We start from the raw sequence: 14643 nt of genomic DNA, 5'->3' as shown, positions 1-14643 counted from the left end.
GTTTTGAGTCAATATGCGTTATACCAATTAAAAATTATATATATAATTTTTAATTGGTATAACGCATATTGACTCAAAACTCTAACCTCGAAAACGCAAACTTTAAACTTAAAAAACAAATTATATAATTTGGGGGTAATTATTACTTAGCAATTTTAAAATCTGTTACGAATTTATCAATTTATTCTTCATTCTCAAAAAATTCTTTATATACTTATCTTATGTATGAAAATCTAAAGAAACAACAATCACAATTAACAGATCAGGGATACAGATTATTTATTCTAATCCTAACGATACATGAAGTCAATCTAATATTAGAAAATTATTCTCAAAAAATTCTACTCAAAGTTTACAACGAAAATCTTAAGAACCAAAATCAAACTCCTAGTGATCTACCAACAATGCAAAAATACCTAAACAAATTAGAAAAAGAAATAAACGTCATAGTCAAATTCTATTTTATGAAAAATCTTAAATCTATAATTTATTATAAACTTAATTACACCTTAGAAAGGATTATTCATAAAACAAATACTTTATCTCCCAAATAATATATTTAAAACCGTATTCTCCTTTATAAAATACTTTACGCTAAAAAAATTTCAAAAAATGCTGTGCTATATTTATAATTATAAATTTAATATAATAAGGGGCTAATTCATTATTAATGGAGTAATTAACAATACAAAAGCCGAAAGACTAAAACAACAAATTAGATTGAAAAATAATAAGTTAATAATTCTTGTAGAAACGCTAAATCGCATGAATGAAGAAGCATACCATAGTACGAATCAAACTTATACTCATTCCTTAATAAAAGTTAATTTTAATATTGCTCTAGCCAAAACTAATCAACGTGCAGGATTATAAAACCCTGCAAAAATATCTTGAAATATTAGAAAATAATATAAAAGTCATCATCAAATTTCCCACAAATAAAGAAAATGAAAGTTTTAGGGGCTATTATACACTTATTTACCCTATAAAAGAATGTCGCATTCAAATTTACAATTCTCATCCTACTATATAAGCTAATATAATCCAGAATTATTCTTACTAAACAGCCTAAAGCTTTAGAGTATTAAAGGTCTAATAAAAAACAATTAAAACTAAAAAATATATAAAATTACAAAACTGATCCCCGGTTTATGATTAAAAATTAATAATATAATGCCCTAAACAAAATAAAACGCAAATTAGGGAAATTAGTATTACATAAAAGTAATAAGGGCTTAAAGTATATTCTTTTAAAGAATTTGCTTTAAGCCCTTACTTTTGCGAAATCACTTTAAAGATTAGAGTTCCTAATCATATAATATGATACACTAAATTCAAATTAAAATCTATATATAGTTTAATAAATAATTAAAATTTTCGAAATTCTGGCCACTAAAAACTTAAAAGCAAATATTCTTATAAAGGTATTTACTTTTAAAGCAAATTGATTTATATTAATAAATGCGAAAAATCTTTTAGAGAAAAAGGAGTTCTAAGTGATAAATACCTTAAATAATAAAACACCCTTAAATGGCCACAATAAAGTTCAATATAAATTGATAGTTCTTATCTCAACACTATACTATTTAAACAACAAAAATCAAAAATATACCCAAAAAAACATATTATATTACTTTAATGAAAATCTAAAAAAATGGTCAAGCTACCTCTACGCTAAGAACTATTCAAAAATATCTTTACAAATTAAACAAAGAAATAAAAGTCACAATAAACTACTATCAACATATGGGAGTAAATTGTGGGACGGAAATTTATTATAAACTTAATTATCAAAAAAATGAATGTTGCCATAAAATAAACAAATACTTTAAAGAAAAAAAATGCAAGATTTAAAAAAAGAGTTAACAACTATTTTAACAATAAGCCTGATACAAAAATGGGTAGTGTACAATTGTGCAAGTGTAATAATAATATAAAAGAAGAAAGAAAAGTTAACCAAATAGAAAAATATCAAGTAAAAAAATACTACAATAAAAGTAAACTTAAATCTAAAAATTCTCTTTCTATTTTAAATTTAGATATTAACAAAAAAGAAAAAATTGAAGTAATTAAAATTATAAAAAGAATTGAAATTGAACTAATAAAAAGGTTTAATATGCGGGCAAATAAATCCTACTTTAAAGAAAAACAAGATAAATTAAGAAAAATTTTAAGCAAGGAGAATAGGTGGCCGAAAACACTAAAAGATCTAAAAGCTATAGAAAACGAACTTATAGTATTTTAACAAATACCATTAATGATAATGAATTAAAGAACTTTTCAAAAATTATAGAGTCATCAGGTCAACTACAAGGTATATTTAACATCTTTAACTCACTTGGGGGTGCTTTTGAAGATGTAATTGCTTTCTTGTATCCCAAAAAAGACAATCTAGAAGAACTAATGACTTCACATTTAAAAAAACTTAAAGATTCTTTGGAAAAATTTTTATCTATAAAAACAACAGTCTCAGAAATGATGCATCAACTCTTATTAGACTATCAAAATGATGAAAATAGTATAAAAACGGACGAAAATGAGCTTAAATCTCATGTAGAAGATATTTACAATAAAATCACAGAAAAAAGCAAAGAAGCAGAAAAGCTAAAAAATGATATATATTCAATATATAATAACTTTTAAGTTGTGTGTCGAAATTGTCATAATAATACAAAAGCCTATCTTTTATTAAAGATAGGCTTTACGTTTTACTAAAGATTAAAAAGAATTTTTAAACTATAATTTACATAAACTTTAATTATAATAACAAGCAAACTGCTGTTTCTGTAGATCTTTAATTTAATAATAGCAGCATCAATAGATTAATATTACTAATGATATATTCTTTAAAAGAAGTATATTTGAGGGTAATTAATGCAAAATTAATTACCCTTGATAATTTTATTTTTAATAATTGGCGGTTACAAACAAAAATTAAAATTGCATAACAATTTTTTTATATAAAAGAACCTTTGATGAATTCAATTATGATAAGGATCAGATTCATTTATTACCAGAATTTACTCCCAACATTCAAACTCTCTAAATTCATCAATAATCTAAAAATGAAGTTATTATGCCCTCCTCCTCCACTGGAGAAGCCTATATTTAGACAATCAAAAAGTATATTCGGAGCCAAAATAAATCTATTTATTAAAAAATTTTACAAAAATTAATCAAAATAATTCTTAAAAAGCTCAAATACCACAAAACTTCTTGCAATGAAAATATTATTATGATTATATTAATAATATATCTATATTAATATTGATTATAATTTAATATTAATATTGTATTATACTAATATTGAATTATATTTAATATCAGATTTTAATTAAGGAGAATGTTTATGAAATATAACATCATTGCCAGCTTGTTTGTTTTTCTATTTCTAAATGCTTGTAATCCAGATTTTAACACCAATCAAAAAGACATGGGGTATCAATCTAGAAAACAAGGACTAAAAAATAAAAAAAGATTAAGCTCTAATAAAGAAGCAAGCTCTAATAAAGAATTAAACTCTAATAAAGAATTAAACTCTAATAAAGAATTAAACTCTAATAAAGAAGCAAGCTCTAATAAAGAATTAAACTCTAATAAAGAAGAAATCACTAATAAAAAAACAGAAACCACAATGCCTGATAATTTAAGAAATTTAATAGAACAAGCTCATGCAGATAGCGAAAAATATAAAAAAAAGTTGGAAGAAGAACCTAAAAATCAATATGGATTATTGGAAGCTTTTAAACTCATTTTTTGGTCAGGGTCCAAAGAAGTAAATATAAAGGCATCCGACGATAACCGGATATCTAAAAGATATAGAAAAAATATTTATAGTACTCTAGCTATTGATGATAATAAATTAAAGAACTTTTCAAAAATGCTAACAACATCATCCCAAATGCTAGGGGTATTTAGCGCCCTTAACAGCCTTGGAGATATTTTTGAAGAGGTAATTGTTAGCTTATATTCCAAAAAAGAAACTCTAGAAGAGCTAGGAATTCCAAATTTAGATAAGCTTAAAAATTTGTTTGAAAAATTCTTATCTTTAAAAACAACGGTCTCAGAAATTATGCACCAACTTTTATTAGATTATCAAAATAATAAAAACAGCATAAACACAGATATAAATAGGCTTAGCTCTCATGTAAAAAGAATTTATAATCAAATGCTAATAAAAGAGAAAGAAGCATACGAACTACAAAGAGAAATATTTTCAATATATAAATAACCTTTAAGTTATGTTTAAATATTGTTACAATAATCCAAAAGCCCACCTTTAATAAAAGGGAGGCTTAACGTTTTAGCTAAAAATTAAAAAGAATTTTTCACCTATAATTTACATAAAAATTTAAGTGGGCATAAGTTTGTAAAATCAATTTATTGGCTTTAAATATTCTTTTTTATGACATCTATAAAAACTCATCTGGTAAAAAACAATAAATTTTAGACCAAAAATAAATTTTCAATAGGTTTCATCTTCTTTTTGCCAAATAATATTTAATATATATATATTTTTTATGAAAAAGAACCCTTAATGAATTTCAATTGCGATAAGGATATATTCATTTATTACTAAAATTTACCTCCAATATTCAAGCTTCTAAATTCATCAATAATCTAAAAATAGTATCTTCAAGGCTTGTAATAAAAAATATCCTACTTATTTGGATAAGTATTGCTTGAAACCTTATTTTTGACCTGGAAATTATATCTCTATTGAAGGAAGTTCTTTTGATATGATCAAAAAGTATATTCAGAGTCAAAACAAACCTATTATTAACTAATTTAATAAAAAGCAATCAAAATAATTCTTAAAAAGCTTAAAATACTATAAAACTTCTCAAAAGAAAAACATTATTATGATAATTTCAATATTTTATATTTAATTAATATAATATTATATTTAATACTGGATTATATTTAATTTCAGATTTTAGATTTCAAGTAAGAAAAATATTTATGAAACATAAAATCATTGTAATCTTATTTGTTTTTCTTTTTTTAGCTTGCAATACAGATTTTAACACTAGGCAAAAAGATATAAAGTGTCAATCCAGTAAAAAAGGACTAAAATCCAATAAAAAAAGATTAGAGCCCAATCTATAAGCAAATCTAACTTAAAAAGAAGGTTCAAATCAAAAAGAAAACCATCGTACAAGTCCTAAAAACACACTGCTTAATGATTTAAGAAATTTAATAGGCAAAGCACACGCAAATAACGAAAAATATGGGGAAAAAGCTAAAAGAAGGGCCTCCCAAAGAACAATATGAAATAGAAGTTTTTAAAACCTTGGGGATGTGAGCATCATCATCAGGTGAAAAGGTGGCCGCTGATACCGAGAGAGCAAAAAGATATAGAAAAAACACTTATAGCATTTTAAATGCTATTGATGATAATCAATTAAAGAAATTTTCAGAAATTGTAATGTTATCAGGACAAATGCAGAGCATTTTTAACGCTCTTGAGGCGCCTGAATACACTCTTGCAAACTTGATTATTCCCTTATATTCCAAAAAAGACAATCTAGAAAAACTAGAGATTTCAAATCTAAAAAAGCTTAAAGATTCGTTTGAAAAATTATTATCCACAACAACAACAGCTGTTTCAAAAATGCTGCACCAACTTTTATTAGATTATCAAAATGACAAAAATCATATAAGAACAGATAATAATAAGCTTAAATCTCGTACAGACACACTTTACAATCAAATAATAGAAAAAAGAAAAAACAGAGAAGCTAAAAAATGACATATTTTCAATTATAAATAACATTTAATTATGTATTAAAATAATTGCAAGGTTTAAACCTATCTTTAATAAAGAATAGGCTTAAACCAAAGATTGCAAAGAATTTTTAACCTATAATTTATATAACTTTGGGTAAAGATTTTAGGTGAAGATAAGTTTGTAAAATTGATTTATTGGCTTTAAATATTCTATTTTTATGACATCTATAAAAACTCATCTGGTAAAAAAACAATAGCTTTTAAGCCAAAAATAAAATCTTCAATAATGCCTACTCATATTTTATAATATCTCAATGTTTAGCGTTCTTTATAGAAAAGAACTCTTAATAAATTCAATTATGATAATGATCAAATTCATTTATTATTAGAATTTGCTCTCAATATTCAACCTTCTAGATTCATAAATAACCTAAAAACAGTGTCTTAAAGTTTTATAAGAAAAAAATATTTTACTTATTATATAAGCATTGCTAACCCCTTATTTTGATCTCTAGAAGTTATTTATCTCTACTAAGGAATTATTGGTATCATCAAAAAGTATACTAGAACCAAAGTAAAATCTATTTATTAACAAATTCATTTCAATCTAAATTTCATAAAAATTATAGATGGACAATTCTTTGTTAAAGTTATCAATTAGGATAAGTCAAAAAAGTTTATATATTTGCTTAGTAAGAGCTTTAAGTTAAAGAGTTTAATTGATTTTTGATTTACTCTATATAAAAAGAAAACCCCTTAAAGATAAGAGGTTCATTTAAAAGAATGTATGGTATGAAGTAAATATTGATAATAAATTCTTTTAATTTTAAAAAAGGAGAATATTTAATACTCAATTATTAGTTCAATAATTGAGTATTACCATGTATTTTAAAATTTTTTTTTAAAAATTAGATTTTTGCAGAGAAAATCAAATATTATTCGAAGCCAAAATAAGGGTTTAAGTAACGCTTATATAATAAACAAAATGTTTTTTCTTATAAATCTTTAAAATTGTTGTCTTTGTATAGATATCCAGAATAAAACAAGAAGCTGCTTTTATAATCCCTGATTTAGAAACAGCAGATACTTTTATAGCTAAAATTTTTATAAATTTAAGACTTAATAGATAAAAACGGTTTACTAAATTTATTCAAGACTGTTATCATATAATAAGTTGTATAATGAAAAATAAAACTTTTATATTCTTAATATTTTTGATTAAAAATTTGGCAATATATGCTCAAAGCACAAACTATGAATTCAAACAAGATAAAATTAAAAATCTAAAAGGGATATTTATTAATTATAAAGTCTATCTAGCAGAAAATTTAGCAATTGACAATGTAAAAACCTTAAACCATATTTCTACATTCAAAATCAATCTTGTTATTGACAAAAAAATTGCAACTTCTATTAAAAATGAGCAAGATGTAATTAGAGCTGGGAATGAATGCGGAATCTTTTTAGAATTTCAAATCAATAACCGCATATACTATACTAAATTTTCATCAATAAAATATATTTTACAAGCAATTGAGAGTTTTACTAAAATTAAAAATACAATTAATAATTTAGAAATCAAAAATCTTGAAGGAAATGGAATTTTTTTATACAAAAATGGTCACTCATACAATTTAAAAACAGATTTTCAAGAAAAAGCAATATTTGTAAATTTTCTTGGCTTTAAAGATAATACTGGAAGGCCTTACTTTATATTTTATTATGACAATATAGATGATAAAGATAAAAATTTAAAAACAATCCTAATCTCCTTTGAAGAATTCCATAATGGAATAAGAGAAGGGCTATTCTTGCTCAGAAATGAAAAAGCCATACTAGAATTCATTAATTTTTCAAAAGATTAACACAACAGATGATATTAAAAACATTTTAAAGTCGATATTATAATAAACTAATATCAAAAAACTTGTTTATAATAAACACCCTTAATCTATATCCTTTTTAGCAAATAATTATTTAACTTGGTCTTAAAAATTATTTAAATTTAAGTCAGCTGCCACCAAGTAATTTAACTTTTGAATTAAAATCGTCCAAAAACTTTTTAAAAGGAATCTTATTAAAACTTACAATAACATCATTTCTGAAAGCATAAATCCTAAATGCTGCTATATTATCATTCCTCAAAGCAACAAATCTTATAAATTCGCTTTCTGAAATAACAAATTTATAAATTTCTACCTTAATATTTTTTTCAGTAATCACTGTTGTATAATCATAAGGAAAATATGAATCATAAAAATCTTTATAATAAACAACACGTTTGCTATCCTCTGAAACTAACTCTCCTTTAGACTCAAATCTAGTATCTGTGATTATCTTTTCAGGCCTTATTTGACTAGAATTTCTAGATTCAACTCTAACCAAAATAAAATATTCTCTTATATTTTTCAATTTATCATATTTAATAGAAATTACAGATTTAAATATTCCATCTCTAGAATAATTTACCCCAATATCATATTGTGAATCTAATACTTGAGAAAACCTATCATAAGCTATTTGATAAGTTTGACAAGAAACTAAAAAAAACACCAAAATAAAATATTTTAAACTAATTTTTGAATTCATTAAAACCTCTTAATTTATCTTATATTTATTTTAAAAAAATTTCTCAAAAATCAGAAAATTAAATAATATAATCAATTCAAATAAAAACATTCTAATTTTACAGCTTGAATTAAAATTAAAAAACTATTATTATTAGGTGTTGTTCTAACAAAAACCAATTTAAAAGATTAGGCTATAACTAATCCCAATTTATATAAATTTCAAAGTGCATCTATAGGAGAAATCGTGTATACTGACCCAAGGTCAATTATTAATACTTACTTTGTAAAAAACAAAAAAATCTTCATTATTAACCCAATAGCTTTTAAATTCGAACTTAATTTTGAAAAAACCATTCAAATAAACTTAAAAGAGAATATAGCGCTTAAAACATTTAAAGGCGGAATTATTAGTTTAGAATTAAGGTCAAGTGAATTTTCTAAATTGCCAAAAGACATTCTAAAGGGAAAACTTGAATTTTATATTAACTATGTAAGTGAAGAAAAACTCAAAATAGTTTACGACATGATGGTAGTCAACGTTTACACAATTGATTTAAAAGCTAACAATAAAGATGAAATTTATCTAATCAAACTTAAAATACTTGGTTCTATTTATAGAAAAGAAAATATAGAAAATGCTTTTATTCCTATTATAAAAAATAACAATACTTACCTTTTTGAAAACAAGGCAAATAACCAAAAAGTTAATTTACTATTAAAAGGCATCGACAAGACCATTGAACTTCCGTTTTTAACAAAAATCAGCTATTCAAATATCAAAACTATTAATACCGCCGACATAAAAACTAATGAAAATTTAAATGTAAGCATTAAAACAACGAATAGAATGTTGCTAAACCTGAGCACAAAAATCTACGAAGAACTAATCTTAACAAATTCAAATCAAATAAAAACTATCAACAATAAACAAAAAATTCTAAAAACGTTAAGATCTTTTGTTGAAAATGAAAATGGATTGGGGGGGAAAATAAGGCTAATCTTCTTAGAAAGAACAAATTTTTTGACTAAAAATTTAAACTTAAATAACTTAGACTTTATATTAAATGACATCAATATTATACAAGAAAATAGCTGCATTAGACTTGACATCACCCTATTAGAGGATAAAATTGAAAAAAAATACTTAAACCAAGCCTCAAGCACAACCCCATTTCTTAAAAATATCACATTATTGTAATTTTTTTAGAAAGACAAATTGCTGCAGCCTGCCCGAGCTACATAATCTACTAGCTCCTAACAAACACTCTAACAAGGCATTCAACATATAACCTAATATCCTTGAAACTAATACACAATATATAATAAAATGAAATTATGAGGTATTTATGTTAAGTATTAATGGTGTAAGACTTTATTCTTTAAAAGAATTCCAAAATATATTAGAAGATTCTTATAATCTTTCAATTAGCAAAAATACTATATCTAAAAAATCAAAAATTTTAAAATGCGCAATCCATGTAGACAAGCGTCCTTATCTTTTAGAAGATTTTTGCACATATTTTCTAATAGACTTTAGAAGACCTAAGCCCATAACAAATAGTATGAAAGAAACAATTCAATTAAGAATTGAGCAAGCAAAAAAAATAATGAGCCGAAAATCTACAAAACATGAAATACAAATTGTTTCAAAAAAGATGGGTCATATTTTATAATCTATAATATTGACATTTTAAAAACATTGCTATAAAATATAGAAAAAAGCTAATTATTTCGTTTGTAATACAGTAAGAATTTAGAATGCAAGCCAAATAATTGAAAAAGCTTCTGAAACCACAACAAATTTAACTTCAGAAGCCAGGATAAGATAATGATAATAAAAATAAAAAATAATGTCAATACAAATTTTAATAATCTTATAACATTAGAAGAAATTATAAAGTATACTCAAAAAAACGCAAACTCCAATTTAATAGAGTTAAAATACTCAAGACTAAAATCATATTTAACTAAAAAAAAGGCCATATACCAACGAATACTCAAGGTATGCTGGGCAATTGAACTTAAAAACAAACAATACTATAAGTCTAACAAACTTAAAACATATTCCACAATAGAAATATACAATATAGTTAATAAATGTCTTGCAAAAGATAATAAAAAAATATCAATCAGGACCTTAGAATATGATATATCATTTTTAAATCAAATACTCTTAATAACAACTAAACTAAAACATTTAGGCAAAGATAATGGAAGCTTTGCATTTTATATACAAAACAAAAGTCTTTGGAAGCACCGTTTTACAATTATTCAGGAAGCAATTAATAAAGAAATAAAAGAATATTTAAAAGACAAAAAAATAGTATCTGATTTTTCTAAAGAAATTAACAATACTACTATAAACAATAATAATATAAAAAATATAAAATCTAAAAGCTCAATTGCAGATGAATCAATTGCAGATGTTATACCTAAAGGTATAAAAGATATAAATAAGATAAAGAATTCTATAGAAAAAAACAATGTAAAAATAAACAAAATTTCTTACAAAGAATATATTGCAAATAGGTTAGTAAAAATTGACAAAATAGAAAAATTGCAAATAGAAAAAATACTCAAAATAAGCAACAATGAAAAGACCTATATAAATGCATTAAGAAACTTAAAATTGGCAATAGAAAAATACAAAGAAAAATATAAAATTGAGGACATTTCAAATCACTTTATAAAAGAATTTAAAGATAAATATAGTAAAAAAATATGGATGATGAATGGAAAAACTGACAAAACAAATGACTTTAATGAAATTTGGGAAAAAAGATTTAAAAAAACGTTTTTAAATAAAAATTTAAAAGAACAATGTCAAAGCAGCTACGAAAAAGAAAATAAAAAAAACACTAACAACAAAAAAAGAGTAAACATTCTTTTTTCTAACAACAAAGGTTTTAAAAGAATCAGTAAAATAGTAATTAATCAAAATTAATTACTATTTACATATAATAAAAACTTCTGAAAAGATTCTTTATTAAAAATATGAAAAATCAATATCTAATAACCAAATTAAAAGAATTTAAAATTAGATTATAGGCAGAGAATTCCTCTATTTTCCAAAAAAACTAATCATTTTCTTTTACAAGATATATGAGTTTTATCATAGTAATCTGAAACATTAGACAATCTGGAATAATAAGAATGATTTTTATTATTATTTTCGTCTAATTTAATTTGAGAATTTTTAACCTCGGATTCTTTTTTACTTAAACATTGATAATCTAAATTATCCATATATTTCTTTTTAAAATTAGAAACCCCATCTATTTTGTTTCGATCTTTATTTGTTGATAGATCACAGCCCAAAACCAACAAGGAAGTTAATATCATAGATAATAATAAAATAATAATTTTTTTATTCATAAATCTCTTTCTCCCTAATTTTAATAATCAAAATTTGCCTTAAAAAAACTACAAATCAAAGGTAAACATATTTCAAAATTCAAAGATAAAAATTATTGCAGTATATGGATAAGTAATTTTTCTAATATAAAATTAGTCCAAATTTATATCTATTTTTAGCATTTTAGTCATAGAAATTATATTCTAAATTAACCATTTTTTAAAGCAAAATTTGAAAAAAATATATATTCTTATAAAGGAATATAAACTGATAAAAGTACAAAAATATTGTTTCATAAGCCCGAAATAATGCATTAAATTATTATCATTCTTTTAAATAAAAATTTAAAATTAATTATTGATATCCTAAACCCAAAAGAAATTTTTCAAAAATATTTGGATGTGTAAGATTTTTGTATAGCAAGAGAAAAGTATTAATGATTTATGATGATATAGGGCTAAAAAATAATTATTATATAAATCAAATTGTTGTTGATTTTATTTAAATAAAACAGGGAAATGTTCTTTTATTAATCAAACCATGTAATAATTAGATATTAGAAATGCAACTATAAAATCAAGCGATAATAGTAGCTTGTAGCAGTTGCAATGCTGCATGACAGAAATCCAAATTCAAATCAAAATTTTAATTCTTATTTATAAAGAAATAAAAACTAATACAGGAGCTACATAAAGTAAAGCTTGTAAATAATGTATTGATGAAGATTATTTCTAGAAAGAGTGTAAAAAGCTAACATGAAATAAATCGAAGATCTGTCTTGTCTCTATAATCTTTAATTTAGAGATAGCAGGTTGAATCTTTATAGCACTATTAAAATTTTATACTTTACATTCACAATACAAATTTTTAGTTAATTTATGTTTTTGGTGTTTTCATTTTCTCTATTTGCGATAAAATTGTTAGTTTAGACGTTAAATATTTAAATTTTTATTTTTTAAAAAAATAAGTCCCTACCCCTAATCTTATTTGGAGAGGATTAATAGGGGTGTTGGGGACTGTTGGCAGATCGTTTTCTACCTTACATATATAATATTTTATTTTTTTAATTTTGTAAATATTATTTAATAATAATAAATAAAATTAAACGTTTTTAAGTAAAATGCTAAATTTTGGCTTTTTCTCCACTATTTCGTTTTAATTTTGTTTGGTTTAGCATATTGTTGCTATTGACCTTCAATTTTATTGATGGCTTTTAAAAGCCTTATTTGACCCTTATTAAGGGTTTTTTTTTCATGTTTGAGCTTTAAAGGATTTAATTTTTGATTCATTATTTGAATTTCTTTAATTTCTGCTACAGTTGGTTCATGATTTATCCATTTTTTATCTATCCAGCCTTTTTCCCATTCATAATAGCTTTCATTAAAGTTGGTTCTGTTTTGTTCGTCAAAGTGTCTTGCTAGTGCGGCAATTATTTTTGTTCCATATTTAAGCATTTTTTCTGTTTCTGTCTTTGTAATAAATGTGTCGTAATCATAATTTTCTCCGGTTTGCATATTAACAATATCAACTATAAGTTTAAAAGTATTTATGCAATTCATTGCAATATTTGTAGATGAAAAATTAGGATCACTAAGGGCTTTAATATTAAGCTCATACTTTTTCTTTAAACTTATGGGAATTTTAAAAAAGTCAATTATAAAACCATTTATTTTTGCTCGATAATTAGCTTCATATTTGGAATTTCCAAAGAAAGTTCCTTTTATGCCCCCAATTGTATATTCATTATAGTTTATTGTTATTTCTTTTTGCATTTTTATCCTTTAAAAATATATTATTATAATATAGTACTACGTATTAATTGATATTATATATCAATTAATACGTAGTACAAATAAAAAAATATTTTTAATTTTGTTTTTTTTCTAAACTGTTGTAAATTTTAACTTATCTTTAACCTTTAACCATTTATAAAAAGTCCTTAAGAGAGAAATTTCTTAGGACTTTTTATAAATTTAATAAAAAATAATAAATAATTGTCCACCTATATCCCTTTGAAATTTCGGTAGTGAGATGGGTTTGTAAAATATATTTATTTAGCTCCGAATATACTTTTTGATGATATCGATAGAGGTTTTAATGATAAGGCAATAGCTTAAGATGCCGTTTTTAGATTGTTGATTAATTCATAAGGTTGAATATTATAAGTAAATTCTAGCGATAAATGAATTTGATTTTTATCATAACTTAATTTATTAAAAGTTCTTTTCCCCATAAAGAACATAAAATAAACATTATTTGGTAAAGAGAAGATTGGCATTTATAAATACATAATATATTCTAACGCCAACCAAAAGAAATGCTTTTAAAATTATTTAGATGTATAGGATTTGTAGCATAATGTTAAAGATGCAAGATAGATTGTTATTAAAAAATAAGCAAAGTTCTATTATTTATCTAGGTAAATAATAATAGTAGAGAGCGCAATCAATTAATTTTATGCAAAGAGGAATGTTTGGGAAAAGTATTAATGATTTAGGATGTTATGAGCTTATAAGACAATTATGGTATAAATCAAAATGATATTGATCCTTTTTACATAAATCGGGTATATGTTTTCTGTCAATTAAACTATTTAGTAATTATGGTATTAAAAATATAGCTCTAAAATTAAGTGATAAAAACTAAGGCAGGAATTGCCTGGAGGCGAGCCCATTGGTCATGTCCTTGTTTGGGAGATAGAGACTGTGCGCTCTTATAAAAGGGAATAACCTAAAAAGCTATCATAGAATGAGACAAAAAGCTTTTTTTATAATCTTTGATTTATAAAATAGTAGTTTGTTAGTTTTTTAAAACCATATCAGATCTAATTCATTAAAAAATTTTGTAAAAGCAACTTCCATGGGTAGAGATTAAAATAATTAATATATGATATAAAATAATTAATATATGATATAAAATAATTAATATATGATATAAAATAATTAATATATGATATAAAATAATTAATATATGATATAAAATAATTAA

12 protein-coding genes and 2 pseudogenes are annotated in these 14643 nt (G+C 23.4%); 11 read left to right on the top strand and 3 right to left on the bottom strand.

Annotation, left to right across the window (positions count from 1 at the left end):
* Positions 1-221 precede the first annotated feature (221 nt).
* From HNQ06_RS04705 to HNQ06_RS04680, 8 genes and pseudogenes are all read left to right on the top strand, one after another.
* Positions 222-554, top strand: coding sequence for a plasmid maintenance protein (locus tag HNQ06_RS04705; RefSeq protein ID WP_246343368.1), 333 nt, complete (start codon positions 222-224; stop codon positions 552-554).
* A 942-nt stretch (positions 555-1496) separates the two neighbouring features.
* Positions 1497-2173: pseudogene (locus tag HNQ06_RS04700) on the top strand (plasmid maintenance protein); the annotation flags it as partial.
* 14 nt (positions 2174-2187) lie between these two features.
* On the top strand, positions 2188-2643 hold the full coding sequence (locus HNQ06_RS04695) for a virulence associated lipoprotein (RefSeq protein ID WP_184107769.1): 456 nt from the start codon (positions 2188-2190) through the stop codon (positions 2641-2643).
* Positions 2644-3349: 706 nt separating this feature from the next.
* Positions 3350-4231 (top strand): virulence associated lipoprotein, encoded by an 882-nt coding sequence (locus HNQ06_RS04690; RefSeq protein ID WP_184107770.1) that lies wholly within the window; start codon positions 3350-3352, stop codon positions 4229-4231.
* Between the two features lie 332 nt (positions 4232-4563).
* Entirely contained in the window at positions 4564-4686 is a 123-nt protein-coding gene (locus HNQ06_RS05870) for a hypothetical protein (RefSeq protein WP_425486282.1), read from the top strand.
* Positions 4687-5326: 640 nt separating this feature from the next.
* Positions 5327-5752 (top strand): CRASP family complement regulator-acquiring lipoprotein, encoded by a 426-nt coding sequence (locus HNQ06_RS05840; protein WP_343056769.1) that lies wholly within the window; start codon positions 5327-5329, stop codon positions 5750-5752.
* A gap of 333 nt (positions 5753-6085) precedes the next feature.
* A pseudogene (locus HNQ06_RS05865) lies at positions 6086-6178 on the top strand (hypothetical protein); the annotation flags it as partial.
* 733 nt (positions 6179-6911) lie between these two features.
* On the top strand, positions 6912-7595 hold the full coding sequence (locus HNQ06_RS04680) for a hypothetical protein (protein ID WP_184107771.1): 684 nt from the start codon (positions 6912-6914) through the stop codon (positions 7593-7595).
* A 145-nt stretch (positions 7596-7740) separates the two neighbouring features.
* Here HNQ06_RS04680 and HNQ06_RS04675 read toward each other — a convergent pair whose 3' ends face one another.
* Complete coding sequence (locus HNQ06_RS04675; protein ID WP_184107772.1) at positions 7741-8319, bottom strand: hypothetical protein; 579 nt, start codon at positions 8317-8319, stop codon at positions 7741-7743.
* A 225-nt stretch (positions 8320-8544) separates the two neighbouring features.
* On the opposite strand from HNQ06_RS04675, the gene HNQ06_RS04670 reads away from it, so the two are divergent.
* From HNQ06_RS04670 to HNQ06_RS04660, 3 genes are all read left to right on the top strand, one after another.
* Positions 8545-9498 (top strand): hypothetical protein, encoded by a 954-nt coding sequence (locus tag HNQ06_RS04670; protein ID WP_184107773.1) that lies wholly within the window; start codon positions 8545-8547, stop codon positions 9496-9498.
* 148 nt (positions 9499-9646) lie between these two features.
* Positions 9647-9973, top strand: a complete 327-nt coding sequence (locus HNQ06_RS04665; RefSeq protein WP_184107774.1) for a hypothetical protein — start codon at positions 9647-9649, stop codon at positions 9971-9973.
* Positions 9974-10128: 155 nt separating this feature from the next.
* Positions 10129-11244: a plasmid maintenance protein gene (locus HNQ06_RS04660; RefSeq protein ID WP_184107775.1), complete on the top strand. Its 1116-nt coding sequence runs from the start codon at positions 10129-10131 to the stop codon at positions 11242-11244.
* Between the two features lie 137 nt (positions 11245-11381).
* Here HNQ06_RS04660 and HNQ06_RS04655 read toward each other — a convergent pair whose 3' ends face one another.
* Positions 11382-11675: a DUF5425 family lipoprotein gene (locus HNQ06_RS04655; RefSeq protein ID WP_184107776.1), complete on the bottom strand. Its 294-nt coding sequence runs from the start codon at positions 11673-11675 to the stop codon at positions 11382-11384.
* Between the two features lie 1164 nt (positions 11676-12839).
* Entirely contained in the window at positions 12840-13427 is a 588-nt protein-coding gene (locus HNQ06_RS04650; protein WP_246343369.1) for a hypothetical protein, read from the bottom strand.
* Between the last annotated feature and the right edge of the window lie 1216 nt (positions 13428-14643).

Origin of the sequence: Borreliella lanei (assembly GCF_014205895.1) — a bacterium.
GTDB classification, from domain to species: domain Bacteria; phylum Spirochaetota; class Spirochaetia; order Borreliales; family Borreliaceae; genus Borreliella; species Borreliella lanei.
Note: the sequence above shows the minus strand (reverse complement) of the source record. Positions and strands in the feature narration are given on the sequence as shown.

Coding starts and splice junctions, on each gene's coding strand:
- HNQ06_RS04650 (WP_246343369.1), bottom strand. CDS start 13,427: ATGCAAAAAGAAATAACAATAAACTATAATGAATATACAATTGGGGGC.
- HNQ06_RS04665 (WP_184107774.1), top strand. CDS start 9,647: ATGTTAAGTATTAATGGTGTAAGACTTTATTCTTTAAAAGAATTCCAA.
- HNQ06_RS04655 (WP_184107776.1), bottom strand. CDS start 11,675: ATGAATAAAAAAATTATTATTTTATTATTATCTATGATATTAACTTCC.
- HNQ06_RS04680 (WP_184107771.1), top strand. CDS start 6,912: ATGAAAAATAAAACTTTTATATTCTTAATATTTTTGATTAAAAATTTG.
- HNQ06_RS04660 (WP_184107775.1), top strand. CDS start 10,129: ATGATAATAAAAATAAAAAATAATGTCAATACAAATTTTAATAATCTT.
- HNQ06_RS04705 (WP_246343368.1), top strand. CDS start 222: ATGTATGAAAATCTAAAGAAACAACAATCACAATTAACAGATCAGGGA.
- HNQ06_RS04675 (WP_184107772.1), bottom strand. CDS start 8,319: ATGAATTCAAAAATTAGTTTAAAATATTTTATTTTGGTGTTTTTTTTA.
- HNQ06_RS04690 (WP_184107770.1), top strand. CDS start 3,350: ATGAAATATAACATCATTGCCAGCTTGTTTGTTTTTCTATTTCTAAAT.